At 64.0% G+C, this 15,591-nt stretch carries 16 protein-coding genes; 3 read left to right on the top strand and 13 right to left on the bottom strand.

Annotated features, from left to right (window positions below; translation table 11 throughout):
- Positions 1–3: 3 nt before the first annotated feature.
- The 7 genes from L0U84_RS31140 to hyfB all read right to left on the bottom strand — a co-directional run bounded on the left by L0U84_RS31140 (position 4) and on the right by hyfB (position 8,148).
- On the bottom strand, positions 4–726 hold the full coding sequence (locus L0U84_RS31140; protein WP_233855903.1) for a 2Fe-2S iron-sulfur cluster-binding protein: 723 nt from the start codon (positions 724–726) through the stop codon (positions 4–6).
- Positions 727–1,009: 283 nt separating this feature from the next.
- A complete protein-coding gene (locus L0U84_RS31135) occupies positions 1,010–1,519 on the bottom strand; it encodes an NADH-quinone oxidoreductase subunit B family protein (protein ID WP_233855902.1) in 510 nt (169 codons plus the stop codon).
- A complete protein-coding gene (locus L0U84_RS31130; protein ID WP_233855901.1) occupies positions 1,519–3,078 on the bottom strand; it encodes a hydrogenase large subunit in 1,560 nt (519 codons plus the stop codon). The genes L0U84_RS31135 and L0U84_RS31130 overlap by 1 nt, the downstream gene beginning before the upstream one ends.
- 3 nt (positions 3,079–3,081) lie before the next feature.
- On the bottom strand, positions 3,082–4,545 hold the full coding sequence (locus tag L0U84_RS31125) for a hydrogenase 4 subunit F (protein ID WP_233855900.1): 1,464 nt from the start codon (positions 4,543–4,545) through the stop codon (positions 3,082–3,084).
- The gene (locus L0U84_RS31120; protein ID WP_233855899.1) at positions 4,538–5,197 is read right to left on the bottom strand and encodes a formate hydrogenlyase; all 660 of its coding nucleotides are present in this window, start codon (positions 5,195–5,197) and stop codon (positions 4,538–4,540) included. Before L0U84_RS31120 ends, L0U84_RS31125 begins: the two co-directional genes overlap by 8 nt.
- Positions 5,198–6,148 (bottom strand): respiratory chain complex I subunit 1 family protein, encoded by a 951-nt coding sequence (locus L0U84_RS31115; RefSeq protein ID WP_233855898.1) that lies wholly within the window; start codon positions 6,146–6,148, stop codon positions 5,198–5,200.
- A complete protein-coding gene (hyfB, locus tag L0U84_RS31110) occupies positions 6,142–8,148 on the bottom strand; it encodes a hydrogenase 4 subunit B (protein ID WP_233855897.1) in 2,007 nt (668 codons plus the stop codon). The genes L0U84_RS31115 and hyfB overlap by 7 nt, the downstream gene beginning before the upstream one ends.
- Positions 8,149–8,404: 256 nt before the next feature.
- Here hyfB and L0U84_RS31105 point away from each other — a divergent pair, with 256 nt between their 5' ends.
- Complete coding sequence (locus L0U84_RS31105) at positions 8,405–9,172, top strand: YoaK family protein (protein WP_233855896.1); 768 nt, start codon at positions 8,405–8,407, stop codon at positions 9,170–9,172.
- Positions 9,173–9,441: 269 nt separating this feature from the next.
- Positions 9,442–9,627, top strand: coding sequence for a CopG family transcriptional regulator (locus L0U84_RS31100; protein ID WP_090809355.1), 186 nt, complete (start codon positions 9,442–9,444; stop codon positions 9,625–9,627).
- Between the two features lie 25 nt (positions 9,628–9,652).
- Here the strand turns inward: L0U84_RS31100 and L0U84_RS31095 are convergent, their stop codons facing one another.
- Positions 9,653–10,495 carry a spermidine synthase gene (locus tag L0U84_RS31095; protein WP_233855895.1) on the bottom strand — a complete coding sequence of 281 codons (843 nt, stop codon included), beginning with the start codon at positions 10,493–10,495 and terminating at the stop codon, positions 9,653–9,655.
- Between the two features lie 14 nt (positions 10,496–10,509).
- Positions 10,510–10,854: a zinc ribbon domain-containing protein YjdM gene (locus L0U84_RS31090; protein ID WP_233855894.1), complete on the bottom strand. Its 345-nt coding sequence runs from the start codon at positions 10,852–10,854 to the stop codon at positions 10,510–10,512.
- A gap of 407 nt (positions 10,855–11,261) precedes the next feature.
- On the opposite strand from L0U84_RS31090, the gene xth reads away from it, so the two are divergent.
- Positions 11,262–12,074 (top strand): exodeoxyribonuclease III, encoded by an 813-nt coding sequence (xth, locus tag L0U84_RS31085; protein WP_233855893.1) that lies wholly within the window; start codon positions 11,262–11,264, stop codon positions 12,072–12,074.
- A gap of 90 nt (positions 12,075–12,164) precedes the next feature.
- Here xth and L0U84_RS31080 read toward each other — a convergent pair whose 3' ends face one another.
- The 4 genes from L0U84_RS31080 to motA all read right to left on the bottom strand — a co-directional run bounded on the left by L0U84_RS31080 (position 12,165) and on the right by motA (position 15,290).
- On the bottom strand, positions 12,165–12,431 hold the full coding sequence (locus L0U84_RS31080; protein WP_129963649.1) for a CsbD family protein: 267 nt from the start codon (positions 12,429–12,431) through the stop codon (positions 12,165–12,167).
- A gap of 181 nt (positions 12,432–12,612) precedes the next feature.
- A complete protein-coding gene (locus L0U84_RS31075; RefSeq protein ID WP_233855892.1) occupies positions 12,613–13,296 on the bottom strand; it encodes a Pr6Pr family membrane protein in 684 nt (227 codons plus the stop codon).
- Between the two features lie 63 nt (positions 13,297–13,359).
- Positions 13,360–14,406 carry a flagellar motor protein MotB gene (motB, locus tag L0U84_RS31070; protein ID WP_233855891.1) on the bottom strand — a complete coding sequence of 349 codons (1,047 nt, stop codon included), beginning with the start codon at positions 14,404–14,406 and terminating at the stop codon, positions 13,360–13,362.
- 14 nt (positions 14,407–14,420) lie between these two features.
- Positions 14,421–15,290 carry a flagellar motor stator protein MotA gene (gene motA / locus L0U84_RS31065; RefSeq protein ID WP_233855890.1) on the bottom strand — a complete coding sequence of 290 codons (870 nt, stop codon included), beginning with the start codon at positions 15,288–15,290 and terminating at the stop codon, positions 14,421–14,423.
- Positions 15,291–15,591 lie beyond the last annotated feature (301 nt).

Here is a 15,591-nt window from a genome sequence, read left to right as displayed (position 1 = left end):
CCGTTAGGCGTTGTCGTGCGCGGCGCGGACCGCGGCGACGATGTTCACGTACGCGCCGCAGCGGCAGATGTTGCCGCTCATGCGCTCGCGGATTTCGTCGTCGGTAAGCGCGGCGGGGCGCGCGCGCACGTCGGCGGTGACGGTGCTCGCGGTGCCGTTGCGGAATTCGCTTAGCAGGGCGGTGGCCGAGCACAATTGCCCGGGCGTACAGTAGCCGCACTGGAACGCGTCGTGTTCGATGAACGCGGCCTGCACCGGACTCAACGCGCCGTTGCTCGCGAGTCCTTCGACGGTCGTGATGTTCTCGCCTTCATGCATGACCGCGAGCGTCAGACACGAGTTGATGCGGCGGCCGTCGACGAGCACCGTGCAGGCGCCGCATTGACCGCGGTCGCAGCCTTTCTTCGTGTCCATCAGTCCCGCGTATTCGCGCAACGCATCGAGAAGCGTCACGCGGGCTTCGAGTTGCAGCGTGTAAGCGCGGCCGTTGACGGTCAATATGACGGGTCGCGGCGGCACCACGGGGTTGCTTTGCGGCGCGGGTGAAGCGGGCGACGGCGCCTGCGTTTGCGCGCGCAGATGCGGCGCCGCACCGATCGTCGCGGCGGCCGCGGCCGATTGCAGGAAGCGGCGGCGTGACGGTAGAGAAGGCGTGGCGGTGGGCTCGGCGGTGGACTCTGAAGCGGGGGCGTTCCCGCAATGCTGACATTCTGTAGGCGTGGTCATGACGATCTGTTGACTCCATTGAAAGGTCAATGCAGGCTGACGACGCGTCGATGTCCAACGCATCGCGTTGAAACAAAACCATTGCGCAGCAATTTCAATGCCGTTGCCGTTGCAGCTAACACGGTATTAAAAACTTGCTGCAAGCGCAAAGCCGTTCTGCGCAATAACGGCAGTTCAATATGCGCAATGAACGGGATGGAGGCCGGCTGGAGCGACGCGCGACCTTGTCGGAGCTGAGCGAGGCTCGGGGGGGAAATGCAAATCCCTGAAATCGACCTCCGGCTCAACGAGCCCGGCAGGCCGCCAGGATGCCTCGCAGCAAATCGACCGGCTGCGGCGGACATCCGGGGATCGTCACGTCGACCGGCAAGATCGATGAAACAGGGCCGCACACCGCGTAACTGCCGGCAAAAATGCCGCCCGTGCACGCGCATTCGCCTGCGGCAACGACGAGTTTCGGGCCGGGTGTCGCCTCGTACGCGGCGAGCAGGGCCGCTCGCATATTCAGCGTCACCGGTCCGGTCACGAGCAGCAGGTCGGCATGCCGCGGACTCGCGACGAATTTGATTCCAAGCCCTTCGATGTTGTAGTACGGGTTGTTCAGCGCGTGGATCTCCAGTTCACAACCATTGCATGAACCCGCGTCGATCTGGCGGATGCACAGAGCCCGTCCGAGCAGATCGAGAATGTCCTCGCGAATGCGCCGCTCCTCGTGATGCCACGCATCTTCCGCCGCCGGCGCAGGTTCGCCGGGAAAATCGGTGCGCGCGAATTGCCGGATCAGTTGCCACATCAGAGATCGTGCCCCGCGTAGTTCAGGTTGAACGACTTGTTGATCAGCGGGAAATCGGGAACGATGTTGCCGATGATCGCGTGCTCCAGCGCCGGCCAGTTCTGCCATGACGGATCGTGGCAATGGCATCGGGCGATGACGTCGCCCGGCGCGATATCGAGTGCGACGAATACGTCCCCTCGCCAACCTTCCACCCAGCCAACGCCTTGCGCGGGTGCCGTTGCGGGTGCCGTGGCGACGACCACGGGACCATCCGGAAGATCGGCCAGCAGCGCGCGGATCAGGCGCAGGGATTCATCGATTTCGGCGAAACGCACGGCGACGCGCGCGGCAACATCGCCGCGCGTATCACTTGCCGCATTGACCGATACGTCGTCATACGGAGCAGGCCGCAAGTTGGCGCGAACGTCGAACGTTCGACCGCTGGCGCGGGCGGCCATGCCACGCACGCCAAAGTGCTCGACTACGGCGGGGGTCAATCGGCCCGTGCCGAGGAATCGATCCTGCAGCCCGGACTGGTCGTCGTAGACTTTGCGCATCACGTGGACCTCGCGCTCGATGCGTTCGCACTGCTGCGCCAGCACCGTAGCGTCGTCGCGGCGAACGTCGACCGATACACCGCCCGGCACGATCCGATCCATCAGGTACCGATGCCCGAAGGTGCGGGCGTTCGTCCGTATCCAGTCCTCCTTGAGCCGCGAGAACTGCGCGAGCCCGAAGCCGAACCCGGCATCGTTCCCCAGCGCGCCGAGGTCGCCGAGGTGGTTGGCCACACGCTCGCGTTCCAGCAGAAGGGCGCGCAGATACAGGCTGCGCTTCGACAGTGTCGTGCCGCTGGCTTGCTCGAGCGCCATGCAAAAGGCCCACGAGAACGCGACGGTCGAGTCGCCCGCGATCCTGGCGGCAACCCGATGGCCAAGCGAAGCAGGAGTACGTTCGAACAGCCGCTCGACGCCACGGTGCGCGTAGCCGAGACGTTCTTCAAGGCGCAGCACCTTCTCGCCGACCACCGAGAAGCGGAAATGCCCCGGTTCGATGATGCCCGCATGAATCGGCCCGACGGCGATCTCGTGCACGCCATCGCCCGCAACCTGCACGAATGGATAGTCCGCCTCGCTCGACTCGAAGGTTTCGACACCGCTCGCCAGCCTTTGCAGCGGGAAATAATCATCGGGCCAGTTGCCGTGATTTAGCCACGGCCGCGTGTCCTCGGCACCGCGTGCCCGCAGGCCTATCAGATCGAAGATCGCCCGTTGCATGCGAGACGCGTACGGGAAAACGGGGACGAGATCGGGATAGTCTCCACCGGCATCCTGCTTACGCCCGATCGGCAGGCGCACCCACAAGATGCCGTCATCGCTTTCGTACGCGGCGTTCACTGAGAAACCGTGTTCGACGGCTTCGCTGCCCCACATGGCAATGAGGCGCCGCTGCTCTGATCGCACGATGCGCGCAACCTCGAGCCACGCTGATTCGTCGGCGCTCACCACAGTTGCTGAAATATGGCCCGCACGGTGCGTGAGGCGGGTGGCGGCAAGATCCATCGATTCGAGTCGCATCCGTCACCCCGCCAACATCGTTGCGGCCTGGCGATACCACGTCGCGAGGTACGGCGGCACGTAGAGCCCAAGCATCAGCCCCAGACCCAGATGCACGAATACCGGCAGCGGCGCGGGGCGATGCTCGAGCGGTTTCGCTGTCGTCGTCTCACCGAACACCATGTGCTGCACGCGCGCGAAGATCGCTGCGAATGCGACGGCGAGGCCGAGCAGCAACAATGGCGCTGTCCACGGTAGCGTGTTCATCGCGGTGGTCAGGATCAGGAATTCGCTGGCAAACACGCCGAACGGCGGAAGTCCGAGAATCGCGAGCGCGCCGAGCATCAGGCCCCAGCCGACCATCGGGCTGACCTGCAGCAGCCCGCGAATGCCTTCGATCGCCTGTGTGCCTGCCTTCTGCGCTGCGTGGCCGACCGCAAAGAAGATCGCCGACTTGACGAGGGAATGGACGGTCATGTGCAGCAGACCGGCGAACGTCGCGACCGGGCCGCCGAGGCCGAACGCGAACGTCATCAGTCCCATGTGCTCGATCGACGAATACGAGAACAGCCGCTTGACGTCCTTCTGCCGAAACAGCGAGAACGACGCGATCAATACCGACACGAGCCCGAACCCGACCAGCAAGCGCCCAGGCAGTCCATTGCCGAGCGCGCCGTCCGCCAGCACCTTGCAGCGCAGCACCGCGTACAGCGCGACGTTCAGCAGCAGCCCGGAAAGCACCGCTGAAATCGGTGTCGGGCCTTCGGCGTGCGCGTCCGGCAGCCAGTTGTGCATCGGCACGAGTCCGACTTTGGTGCCGTAGCCGACCAGCAGGAACACGAAGGCGATCGACACGATGGACGGATCGAGGTGCGTCCTGACGGCGGCAAGGCTCGTCCACAGCAGCGCATCGCCGTCGGACAGTTGCCGGCTCGCGGCGAGGTACAGCAGGATCGTGCCGAACAATGCCTGCGCGATGCCGACACCGCACAGGATGAAGTACTTCCACGCGGCCTCCAGGCTCGCGGCGGTCCGATAGACGCTGACGAGCAGCACGGTCGCGAGCGTCGCGCCCTCCATCGCGACCCACAGCACGCCGAGGTTGTTGGTCAGCAGCGCGAGCAGCATCGCGAACATGAACAGCTGGTACATGCTGTGATAGAGGCGCATGCGCGTCGCCGTCATCCGGCCGCGCGCCTCTTCGACCTGCATGTACGGCCGCGAGAACAGCGACGTCGTCCAGCCGACGAAGGCGGTCAGCGCGACGAGGTACACGTTGAGGGGATCGACGAAGAATGCGCGTTCGAACGCGAACGACGCTCCATGGTCAACGGTACGCGCGGCGAGCACCAGCGTCGCCGCGAACGTTGCGAAGCTGAAGCCTGCGTTCAGGTTGCGCGCGATATGAGCGGGTCGCACGGCCGCAAGAGATGCGGCGGCCACGAGCGGAATGCCGAGCACGGCGAGCACGACGTGGGCGTCATTCATCTTTGAGCGTCTCGAGGTGATGGATTTCCAGGCTGTCGAACTGTTCGCGAATCTGGAACATGAACACGCCCAGAATCAGCATCCCGACCAGCACGTCGAGCCCGATTCCGAGTTCCACTATCATCGGCATGCCATTGGTGGCGGCCGTTGCGGCGAAGAACAGCCCGTTTTCCATCGACAGGAAGCCGATCACCTGGGGAATCGCCTTCGCGCGCGTGATCATCGCCATGAACGACAACAACACGCATGCAAGCGCGATCCCGAGCGTGCCGCGCGCGGCCGACGTCGCGAGCTGGCTGATCGGCGCCGCGACGTTGAACGCGATGATCACGAGCACGATGCCGATCAGCAGCGTCGTCGGTATGTTGATCAGCGGCTCGACGTCGGCCTGGATGTCGAGCCTGCGCACGAGGCGATACAGGATCCACGGAATCACGCCGACCTTCAGCACGAGCGTCAGTCCGGCCGATACGTACAGGTGCGGATCGCCCGTCACGAAACCGAGGATCAGGTTCGCCAGAACGAGCGTGACACCCTGCAGCGTATAGAGGTGGATCAGCGACAGGATGCGGCGCTGGCTTAGCATCGCGAACGACAGCATCAGCAGCACGGCCGCGAGGAAATTGATCAGTTGCGTCGCGTAGGCGTGCATTCATGCTCCCAGCAGCAGGTGGACGAGCATGCCGATCACCGCGAGCAGGAAGGCGGTCGCAAGGAACTCCGGGACCCGGAATATCCGCATCTTCGCGTTGGCGGTCTCGACCACGGCCAGCGCGGCGCCGCCCACCATCAGCTTGACGAAGAGTGCCGGCACCGCGAATACGAGCGCGAGCGGATTACCCGCCGCGGCGATCCCCCACGGCATGAACAGTGCAATGCCGATGCACGAGTAGGCGAACAGCTTGAGGCTGGCCGCCCATTCCATCAGCGCGAGGTGCCGCCCCGAATATTCGAGGATCAGCGCCTCGTGGATCATCGTCAGTTCGAGGTGGGTGGCGGGGTTGTCGACGGGCAGCCGCGCATTTTCGGCGAGCGACACCAGCGTGAAAGCGATGCCGGCAAACGCCAGGCTCGGATAGATCGTCAGTTCGCTGTGTCCGAGCGTCGCGACGATGCTCGTGAGCAGGGTCGACTGCGTGATCAGCGAGGCCGACAGCAGCACCATCAGCAAGGCCGGTTCCGCGAGGAAACCGACCAGCATCTCGCGGCGGGCGCCGAGCGTGCCGAACGCCGTGCCGACATCCATCGCCGCGAGCGACAGCGCAACGCGCGCGGATGCAAACAGGCCGACCAGCGCGATCGCATCCGCGGCGGGAGATAGCGGCAATTCGGTCGACAGCGTCGGCACGATTGCACAGGCGAGCGTCATCGCCGCCCACACGACATAGGGCGCGCCACGGAACACCGGACTTGCGCCATCGGCGACGACCGACTCCTTGTTGAACAGCTTGTGGAGCATCCGGTACGGCTGCCAGATGCTGGGCGCGCGCCGGTTCTGCAGCCACGCGCGGCACTGGTTGACCCAGCCCGTCAGCAGTGGCGCGGCGGCAAGCGCCACGACGATCTCGAGGGTTTGCGACAGCACGCCGGATACAGTCACCATCGTCTCACCAGCATCAGGAGCAGGATCAGCACGGCGAAGCTGTAGGTCAGGTACACGGCAATCCTGCCCCTCTGCAGCCGGCCCGCCCATTGCGCCGCACGTTGTGTGAGTGCTGCGATACGGTCGTAGAAAATGGACCACGTGCGGTCGGCGACCGAGACCCGGTAGGCCGGCTGCGCGTCGAACGGCGACGGCAGTTGCCGCTCGATGCGCAGCAGCGGCGCGAAGATCTCCCGGATCGGTTGTCCGAAGCCTTCCGCCGTGTCCTGCATCCGCGCGGTCGTGAACGGGAAGCCGCAACTCCACGGCGCGGACCGTCTCAGCCGGCCGTGGTAGAAGCGTCGTACCAGCAGCCACGCGAGGCCGCAGCAGGCGACGAAAAACAGCATGAACACGACGGGCATGTAGCTCGCCCGCGCGGCCGACACCGGCACGAAGATCAGCCAGCCATGATTTTCCGCGCCGATTCCGGCACCGACTAGCACGCGCGTGACCCGGTCCAGCACCCTGACGAACTGCGCGGGCATCAGGCCGAGCAGCACACCGGCCGCCGCGAACCAGCAGAACGCGAGCCGTTCCCATGTATTCGCGTCGTGTGCGCGACTCAGTTTCGCTTCCCTCGGCTGCCCGAGGAAGACGATGCCGTAGAACTTGACCATCGTGTAGCCGGCGAGAGCTGCGGTCATCGCGACGAGCGCGGCCGCGATCGGCACCGTCATCGCCAGCACGGAATTCGGCAAACCCGGCGTGAACAGGAAGCCTTGCAGCAGGAGCCACTCCGCAACGAAGCCGCTCATCGGAGGCAAGCCGGCGCTGGCTGCGACGCCCGTGAGCACTGCCCACGCGGTCCACGGCATCACGCGGATCAGGCCGCCGAGCTTGCCGAGATTGCGCTCGCCGGTGGCGTGCAGGACGGCCCCGGTGCCGAGGAACAGCAGGCTCTTGAAGGCCGCATGCGCGACGATCTGGTAGAGCATCGCGGTCAGCGCAAGCGCGGACAGGGCCGGCATCCCGTAAGCGCGAAACAGCACCGCGAGCCCGAGTGCGACGATCATCAGGCCGACGTTGTCGATCGACGAATACGCGAGCAGACGCTTCATGTCGACCTGGATCGTGCTGAACACGACGCCGAGCAGCGCGGTGCCGATACCCAGCACGAGCAGCAGCACGCCCCACCAGGCGATCTGCACGTGCAGCAGGTCGAACACGGTGCGGATCAGGCCATACAGGCCGACCTTCAGCACGAATCCGCTGAGCAGCGCCGACACGGGGGACGGCGCCGCGGGATGCGCATCCGGCAGCCACACGTGCAACGGGAACACGCCGGCCTTGGCACCGAATCCAATCAACGCGAACAGGAATGCGAGCGATGCCCAGAACGCGTCGGGCGACTGCGCGCGCAGGTTGGCAAACGTGTAGTCGCCGGTGCGCGCCTGCAGGATGCCGAAGCAAAGCAGCAGCGCGAGCGCGCCGACGTGGGAGATCAGGAAATACAGGTAGCCCGCGCGGCGGATCTCGCCGATCCGATGGTTGGTCATCACGAGGAACGTCGCGGACAGCGTCAGCGTCTCCCAGGCGACCATGAACACATACGCATCGTCGGCGATCAGCACGAGCGCGATGCTCGCGATGCAAACGTGATACTCGAAGCAGATGAGTCCCGGCGCGGACCCTTCGCCTTTACGGAAATAACCGGCGGAAAAAGCGCCGATTCCCGCGCTGACGACACCCAGCACGAACAGGAAATAGCCGGATAGCGCATCGACGCGGAGATGGAACGGCAAGCCGGGCAGCCCGATCGGCAGCACCGCGGTGGACGGTTCAGTGAAGATGCCGGCGAGTCCCGCCGCACCCAGCAGCAGCCCTCCCAGCGCGCCGAGCGGAAACAACCCGTGTGCAACGAAGCGCGTGCGATGCAGAACCCCGAGACCCAGCGTGCCGATCGCGAGCCAGGCGGCCGCGACCAGCAGGACGAAATGGACGACCGGGAAGGGTGCCATCCGGAATGTCTCCAGTACGCTCGGATTGGACGAAGCATGGAATGAGCTCCGGCTTGCCGGGCTCACTCGAATTGCATTATGTCACTATGACACTGGAAGGCCAATCCGGATAACAGAGTATGATAATAGCGTTATCATATGAACCACATGTTCGGCGGAATCGGGCGGTCCTGCGCGCAGTTCGCGTGCATGCGGGGCGCGAAGCGTCTATCCGCCAAGTCTTTGCCGTTGTTCCGAGCGATTGAGTGAAGAGCCTATGCCTGCGCAGTACTTTCGAAGCCTGACGGGAAAACACCGCAGTACGAGCGCAAACCGTCAGCTCGGGTTTTCTCTTGCCTTCGTCGCCGGCGCCACCAATGCCGGCGGCTTCCTCGCGGTCAGGCAATACACGTCTCACATGAGCGGCATCGTGTCGGCGATCGCAGACCAGGCGGCGCTCGGGGACATCCGGCTCGTGCTGGCTGGCATCGGTTCGCTGGCATCGTTTCTGGTCGGAGCAGGGTGCTCGGCGGTGCTCGTCAACTGGGGACGCCGCCAGAGCCTGCAAAGCCAGTACGTGCTGCCGTTGGTGGTCGAGGCCGCGCTGCTGCTCCTGTTCGGTCTGCTCGGCAGCCACCTCGCGCTACGCGAAGCGTTCTTCGTCCCGGTGACCGTGATCCTGCTGTGCTTCATCATGGGGCTGCAGAATGCGATGATCACCAAGCTGTCGGGCGCGGAGATCCGTACGACACACATGACCGGCATCGTGACGGACCTCGGTATCGAGTTGGGCAAGCTGTTTTACTGGAATCGATTGGCGCTCATTGACGACGCTCAAGCGGTCATCGCAAACCGCGCGAAGCTGAAAATCCACGGCACGATGCTCGCGTCGTTCTTCGTTGGCGGCCTGATCGGCGCAATTGGTTTCAAGCACGTCGGCTATGTGTCGACCGTGCCGCTCGCGGGCGTACTCGTCACGCTCGCGATCGTGCCCGTCGCCGATGATGTGCTGACCTGGCTGTGTCGGTTCGAGCGCAGGCACTGACCTCGAGCCAGGCGGGGCGAATGCGGGCCCGCAAGGCCGGAGAATTCCTGTGCGAACACCGGGTTCGTGTCGGCCGACGCCCGGGTTGGAACGAACACCTCTCTGCGCTCCTGGCAGCAACGACATCGCGCTGCGCCAACGAGATCGACCGCGCCGCTTTCAGGTGTGCCAGGCACGCACCGCGATCGGCGCAGCGACGCCTTTTCGCCGTGCCGTCGAAGGCAAATGCATTATAATTTGGTTAGCATATTTGCCGACCCGTCCTCGCAATGGAAACGAAAACCGCACGCCTGACCGTCCTGATCGACCCCGCCAAGAAAGAAGCATTTGAAATGCTCTGCTCGGCGCAAGATCTGACGCCGTCACAAGTCGTCCGCCAACTGATCCGCGAGTATCTCGAGCGTCACGGCGTGACCTACAAGACCAAGAGTCCACTCGCCAAGCGGGGCAAATGACGCCCAGGTTGACGCCTCGTGCCGGTCAACCGCCGATTTCCCAATGCCCTTGCCCTTGCTCTCGCGCATGCCAGACCAGCCGCTGCGGATCGAGGCGCTCGCCCTCTTTCAGGTGGCGAGCAGTGGCGGAAAGCTTGAGCTCGCCTGCAAAGGCAAACGAGAGGGCGCGCTCGACCAGGACTTCTCTGGGCGGCAAACGATGCCCGCTTTTCCAGGCGAACGTGACGAAGTTGCTGTCGTCGCCGCACCGAACGATCGCATAGGAAGCGCCAAATACGGATTTCAGCCGCTCGAGGTGCTGCGGTATGGCCGGATCATCGTCCGTCAAGTTGATGACGAGGACACCCGTCCCGGTCAAACGCTCGCGACAGGCGGTGAAGAATGCGATGTCCGCGCATCGGTTCGCCATCCCGTCCGCGCCAAATGCATCGAGCAGGATCACATCCGTGCGGATGTCATCCTTCATCAAGTAGTCCGCGCCATCCGCGCAAACCACCTTGAACCGTGCGTCGTCCGCCGGAATCCTGAACACGTCACGCAGCGCGATCACCTCGGGGCTGATCTCGACTGCGTCGATCGCGACCTCGGGCAGATGCCGATAGCAATACTTCGCCAGCGATCCCCCACCTAGTCCGATCATGCAGATGTGCGTGGGAGCGGGCTGCAGCAGCAGAAATCCCATCATCGCGCGGGTATAGCCGAGCGCGAGCCTCTCCGGATTCCTGAGCGACATGAAGCTCTGCGTGGCGAAATGATCGAAGTGCAGCGACACCGCGTGCTGCGTCTCCAGCACGAACGGTTGCCCAGCGCTGATCGGCGTGGCCATGAATTCGATGAATGCGTCGTACGATGTTCGATCCTCAGCCATTCCCGATATGCCCGTTAGACCTTCTTCAGAAAGCAGGCCTTCAGCATGAAGCTGCCCGCGTCCGTCTTGCAGTCGATTTCGTGATCGCCACCGACGATCCGGATGCTCTTCACCTTGGTGCCCATCTTCAGCGTGATCGACGAGCCCTTGACGCGCAAATCCTTGATCAGCACGACCGCATCACCGTCCGACAACACGTTGCCGTTCGCATCCTTGACGACGTTGCCCGCCGGTTCATCGCTCGCGTCGGCGCCATTGGCGGCCGACCATTCGTTGCCGCAGTCCGCGCACACGTACAGCGTGCCGTCAGGGTAGGTGTTTTCCATTGCGCATTGCGGACATGAAGGGGCAGCGTTCATTGCAGCTTCCATTGAAACGGATTGGAGTGAGTCAGTAAAAAAGCAGGCGAGCAACCCGCATCGCCCGAGTCGGCCGTTGTGCCGGCGGCCGATGGGCGCACGACATTATAATGGAATACACATACGCTTACCGTGAAATTACCATCCGACTTTCAACGCCATTGATCAGACTTAGAGGTGGCTTCGCAGCGGATGTCGACAGGTTTGAGGCGGATGGAATGGTATTCGCTTGGCGGATGATAGATTTGGCGCGGGCCAAGACCAGGCCAAAATGGGGTCGTTGCTCCGAACGAATCTGCCGGGCGTGACCGCCTGATTGCCGCGCGCATTCGTCGCGCATTCGTCGCGCATTCGTCGGCGACCGAGGGGAACGACGTCGCGGTGCAATAGGCGAGGGAGGGATGATCATGGCGAAGCTGCGCATTGCGACGTTCAACATCAACGGAATCCGCTCGCGGCAGGCAGCGCTATTGCAATGGCTCGAGCGCGAGGCGCCGGACGTCGTCTGCCTGCAGGAACTGAAGGCGGTCGATAGCGCGTTTCCGGTCGACGCGTTGCGCGACGCCGGATATGGCGCCGTATGGCAAGGTCAGAGCGCATGGAACGGCGTGGCGATTCTCGCCAAAGGCGACGTGCCGCTCGAAACGCGGCGCGGTCTACCAGGTTTCGAAGAGGACACGCATAGCCGTTACATCGAGGCCGCGGTCGCCGGCGTGCTGATCGTGTGTCTGTACTTGCCGAACGGCAATCCGCAGCCCGGCCCCAAGTTCGATTACAAACTCGCGTGGTTCGATCATCTGATCGCGCATGCGGCACGGCTTTACAAGAGCGGCCACCCGGTCGTGATCGCGGGCGACTTCAACGTCGTGCCGACCGACGAAGACATCTACAACCCGCGCTCGTGGCTCAAGGACGCGCTGCTGCAGCCGGAAAGCCGCGAGCGTTATCGCAATCTGCTCGCGCAAGGCTGGACCGATGCGCTGCGCACGCATTTCGGCGACGAGCGCGTGTACACGTTCTGGGATTATTTCCGCCGTCATTGGGACACCAACTCGGGCCTGCGCATCGATCATCTGCTGCTGAGCGCCGATCTCGCGCCGCGCCTGCGCGATGCGGGCGTCGACCGCTGGGTGCGCGGCGAACCGCATGCGAGCGACCACGCGCCCACATGGATCGAACTGGAAATGGGCGCGGGCCGCAAGAAAAAGAGTGGCCAGTGAAGCTGCGCGATCCGCCTGGGGCCGATCGCCCGCTTTGTGCGACTGCCTCGCCCCGTTGATCGGCGCCGTCGATCCGGCGCCGTGCCTGCGTCAATCGTAGTCGCGACCGCCGCGCGACCACAGCGCGCCCATCACGAACCCGGCGAGCGCGACGACGGCCAGCGTCGTGAACGGGTTTTCGGCCGTCGTGTCGCGCACGAGGCTCGTCGTATTCGCGCACAACTGCTGCGCCTTGCCGCTCAATTCGCGCGCCTTGCCCGCCACTTGCGCGCTGGTGTCGCCCATCGCTTCGCCGACCGCGCTTTGCACCTTGCCCGCGACTTCCTTCACCGCGCCTGCCGCTGAATTCGTATCCATATGCATCGCTCCTGTTGTCATATTTACGTGCGGGCGCGCCGCATTTGCAACGCGCCCGCACAAGGGCGCCGCGCAAGCCGAGCCATGGTGGCGTCAGCCTGCGTCAGTGACGAAAGGGCCGCAAGAAGTGCGCCCGCCAACAGGGCGCAATGCATCCGCTCGACCGGAATCTGCTGCGAGATCATCGTCGGCGCCTGAAATTGATGCCGACGAACACGGCCAGCAGCATCAGAAAGCCGCCGAACAGCAGCGCGGAATTGACGAGCACCTGGCGCAGCCCGAGCGTTTCGATGTCGATGAACGGATACGGATAAAAATCCGACAGGCTGCCGCGCCAGAACGTAATGCCGAGATAGGCGAGCGGATAGACGAGCCACAGCAAAGCGTGGCGCAAGCGCAGATGAAAGCGCGGCACGAACAGCACCCAGTAGAGCGCGGCGAGCATGGGCAGCACGCTGTGCAGCGACTCGTTGAGCAGGCGCCGGTAGGGTGACAGCGGCCACATTCCGCGCAACAGCACGTTGTACGCGATGCCGACGAATACCATGTACGCGACCACCGCGGTCACGACGGTGGGCTGCCGGCAAAAGCGCACGAGCGGCGAGCGGTGCTTCCACAGCGCGATGCAGGTGAAGCACAACGCGCTGGCGAGCACCGTCAGATTGGTCAGATAGCTGCTCATGCGCGCGAGCGCGTCGAACACGGTGAGCCCGCGCGCGAGCGTGCGATCGATCGTCAGGTCGGCTTGCGCGAGGATCGCGATCCACGCGATCAGCGCAATCACCGCCGCCAACGTCAGCGACGACACACTGGGCGTATGCAGCGGCAGCTCGGGCTCGCGCTGCGGAACGAAGGTAGGGCGCATGCGTTCGATTCTACGCGCGGCCGCACGGCCTTTCGTGCTCAGGCGAACGTGGTGGCGAAAATACTACGGTGTACTACGGGTGCCGGTGGCGGGTTGGGTAGCAGGCTGCGAGGCGGGTTGCGAAGCGGGTTGCGAAGCGGGTTGCGAAGCGGGTTGCAGCCGCGCCGCCACGGCCGGAAGCGCCGCGCTCGCCGGCGACGATTCATCGAGCGTGGTGCGGCCGCCGTCGTGGAAGAACGCCTGCTCCGCGGCCTTGTTCAGCACGAGGATGCTGATGCGCCGGTTGGTCGGCTCATCGGCGACGTGGCTGTTCAGCGGCAGCGCGTCGGCGAGGCCGCGCACCTGCAGCAGCTTTTCGCCGTGCATCCCACCGGCAACCAGCGCGCGGCGCGCGGCATTCGCGCGTTCGGACGACAGTTCCCAGTTCGAATAGCCTTCGGGGCCGGCCGTGTAGGGCACCGCGTCGGTGTGACCCGCGATCGAAATGCGGTTGTCCACGTCGTTCAGCGCGGCGCCGATCTGCGTGAGGATCGTCACCGCGTACGGCTGCAGCTTCGAACTGCCGGACGCGAACATCGGCCGGTTCTGCGAATCGACGATCTCGATGCGCAGGCCCTCGTTCGTGATCGAGATGCGGATCTGGTCCTTGAACGTCTTCAGCACGGGGCTCTGCTCGATCAGCGCGCTGAGCTTCGCCTTCAGCTGCTGCAAGCGCTCGGCATCCGCCGGCGTGACGGCGGGCGTCGCGGCACGCGGCGGCGTCGGCTCGGTCTGGCTCTTCGTGCCGACGCCGGGCCGCGTATCGGAGAGGTCGCGCCCGCCACCCTGCACGACGCTCGGCCGCGCCGCGGCGGTGCCTTCGTTGCCGCCGAGCAGGCTCGACAGCGGCGTGTTGAAGTAGTCCTCGATGCCTTGCTTGTCGTACTTCGACGTGGAGCCGAGCAGCCACATCAGCAGGAAAAACGCCATCATCGCGGTGACGAAGTCGGCGTAGGCGATCTTCCAGGCGCCGCCATGATGCGCGCCGTGCTCGTCGCCCTTCCTCGAATGACGCACGATCACCGGCGCGGGCGCCGCCTCCTGCGACGCGCGCGATCTTCTTTCGCTCATATTGCCGCTCCGGTTCAGGCCGACTTCGGCATCCTGGTTGCGCGCACGGCGTCGTCGAGTTCCTGGAAGCTCGGGCGGTCGGCGGTGAACAGTACCTTGCGGCCGAATTCCACCGCGACCGGCGGCGCGTAGCCGGACAGCGACGCGAGCAGCACCGCCTTCACGCACTGATACGGTTTGGCTTCGGCGCGGCCCTTCGCGGTTAGCAGATCGGCGACGGGCCCGATGAAGCCATGCGCGAGCAGAATGCCGAGGAAGGTGCCGACCAGCGCGCCCGCGATCATCTCGCCGAGCACGGCGGGCGGCGCGCCGACCGAGCCCATCGTGTGCACGACGCCCATCACCGCGGCGACGATGCCGAACGCGGGCAGGCCGTCGGCCATCTTCTGGATCGCGTTGGCCGCCACCGACGCTTCCGCGTGATGGGTGGCCAACTCTTCGTCCATCAGGTCCTGCATCTCGTGCACGTTGACGTTGCCGCCCGACATCATGCGCAAATAGTCGACGATGAAATCGAGCAGGTGTTGATCCTCGAGCACGTGCGAGTACTTCTGGAAAATCACGCTGTCCTCGGGGTTGGAGACGTCGCTTTCGAGCGCCATCATCCCTTCCTTGCGCGCCTTTTGCAGCAGTTCGTAAAGAAGGGCGATCAGCTCCAGATATTTTTCTTTCGTATAGCCGCCGCCCTTGAAGCATGAGGGCAGCGCCTTGATGGTTTTCTTCAGCGTCGAGGTCGGATTGCTAACGACGAATGCGCCGATCGCCGCACCGAAAATACATAGCAGTTCGAACGGCTGTACGAGCGCCGGCAGATGTCCGCCGATGCCAACGAAACTTCCGATCACAGAACCGATTACGACGACCCAGCCGATTGCGACAAACATGCTTTCTCCGTTTTTCCTTGCGCGACGCAGGTTCATGCACAGTGCGGAACGGGCCCTTTTTCAAGGGCTTTTCGTGCGTCGTGAAAATCCTTATGGATGGGTATACGGCGCGCTTCGCATTTGCTGAAGTGGATGGTGCGACGAAAATTGAATTTTTCACCAACCGGTTAGTTTTCGAAGAAGCACGTCGGTAAGTTTGTCCGCTTTTGGCCGCGATTCGGGCGAGCGTGAGGCGGTGACAGCACCAGAACATTTTTACCGATGTGGTGTTCCGACCCGTTATGATCGCGACTGCAGCCCT

The organism is Paraburkholderia sp. HD33-4 (assembly GCF_021390635.1).
Lineage (GTDB): Bacteria > Pseudomonadota > Gammaproteobacteria > Burkholderiales > Burkholderiaceae > Paraburkholderia.
This window is presented reverse-complemented; position numbering and strand designations above follow the sequence as displayed.

Coding starts and splice junctions, on each gene's coding strand:
- L0U84_RS31140 (WP_233855903.1), bottom strand. CDS start 726: ATGACCACGCCTACAGAATGTCAGCATTGCGGGAACGCCCCCGCTTCA.
- L0U84_RS31135 (WP_233855902.1), bottom strand. CDS start 1,519: ATGTGGCAACTGATCCGGCAATTCGCGCGCACCGATTTTCCCGGCGAA.
- L0U84_RS31130 (WP_233855901.1), bottom strand. CDS start 3,078: ATGCGACTCGAATCGATGGATCTTGCCGCCACCCGCCTCACGCACCGT.
- L0U84_RS31125 (WP_233855900.1), bottom strand. CDS start 4,545: ATGAATGACGCCCACGTCGTGCTCGCCGTGCTCGGCATTCCGCTCGTG.
- L0U84_RS31120 (WP_233855899.1), bottom strand. CDS start 5,197: ATGCACGCCTACGCGACGCAACTGATCAATTTCCTCGCGGCCGTGCTG.
- L0U84_RS31115 (WP_233855898.1), bottom strand. CDS start 6,148: ATGGTGACTGTATCCGGCGTGCTGTCGCAAACCCTCGAGATCGTCGTG.
- hyfB (WP_233855897.1), bottom strand. CDS start 8,148: ATGGCACCCTTCCCGGTCGTCCATTTCGTCCTGCTGGTCGCGGCCGCC.
- L0U84_RS31105 (WP_233855896.1), top strand. CDS start 8,405: ATGCCTGCGCAGTACTTTCGAAGCCTGACGGGAAAACACCGCAGTACG.
- L0U84_RS31100 (WP_090809355.1), top strand. CDS start 9,442: ATGGAAACGAAAACCGCACGCCTGACCGTCCTGATCGACCCCGCCAAG.
- L0U84_RS31095 (WP_233855895.1), bottom strand. CDS start 10,495: ATGGCTGAGGATCGAACATCGTACGACGCATTCATCGAATTCATGGCC.
- L0U84_RS31090 (WP_233855894.1), bottom strand. CDS start 10,854: ATGAACGCTGCCCCTTCATGTCCGCAATGCGCAATGGAAAACACCTAC.
- xth (WP_233855893.1), top strand. CDS start 11,262: ATGGCGAAGCTGCGCATTGCGACGTTCAACATCAACGGAATCCGCTCG.
- L0U84_RS31080 (WP_129963649.1), bottom strand. CDS start 12,431: ATGGATACGAATTCAGCGGCAGGCGCGGTGAAGGAAGTCGCGGGCAAG.
- L0U84_RS31075 (WP_233855892.1), bottom strand. CDS start 13,296: ATGCGCCCTACCTTCGTTCCGCAGCGCGAGCCCGAGCTGCCGCTGCAT.
- motB (WP_233855891.1), bottom strand. CDS start 14,406: ATGAGCGAAAGAAGATCGCGCGCGTCGCAGGAGGCGGCGCCCGCGCCG.
- motA (WP_233855890.1), bottom strand. CDS start 15,290: ATGTTTGTCGCAATCGGCTGGGTCGTCGTAATCGGTTCTGTGATCGGA.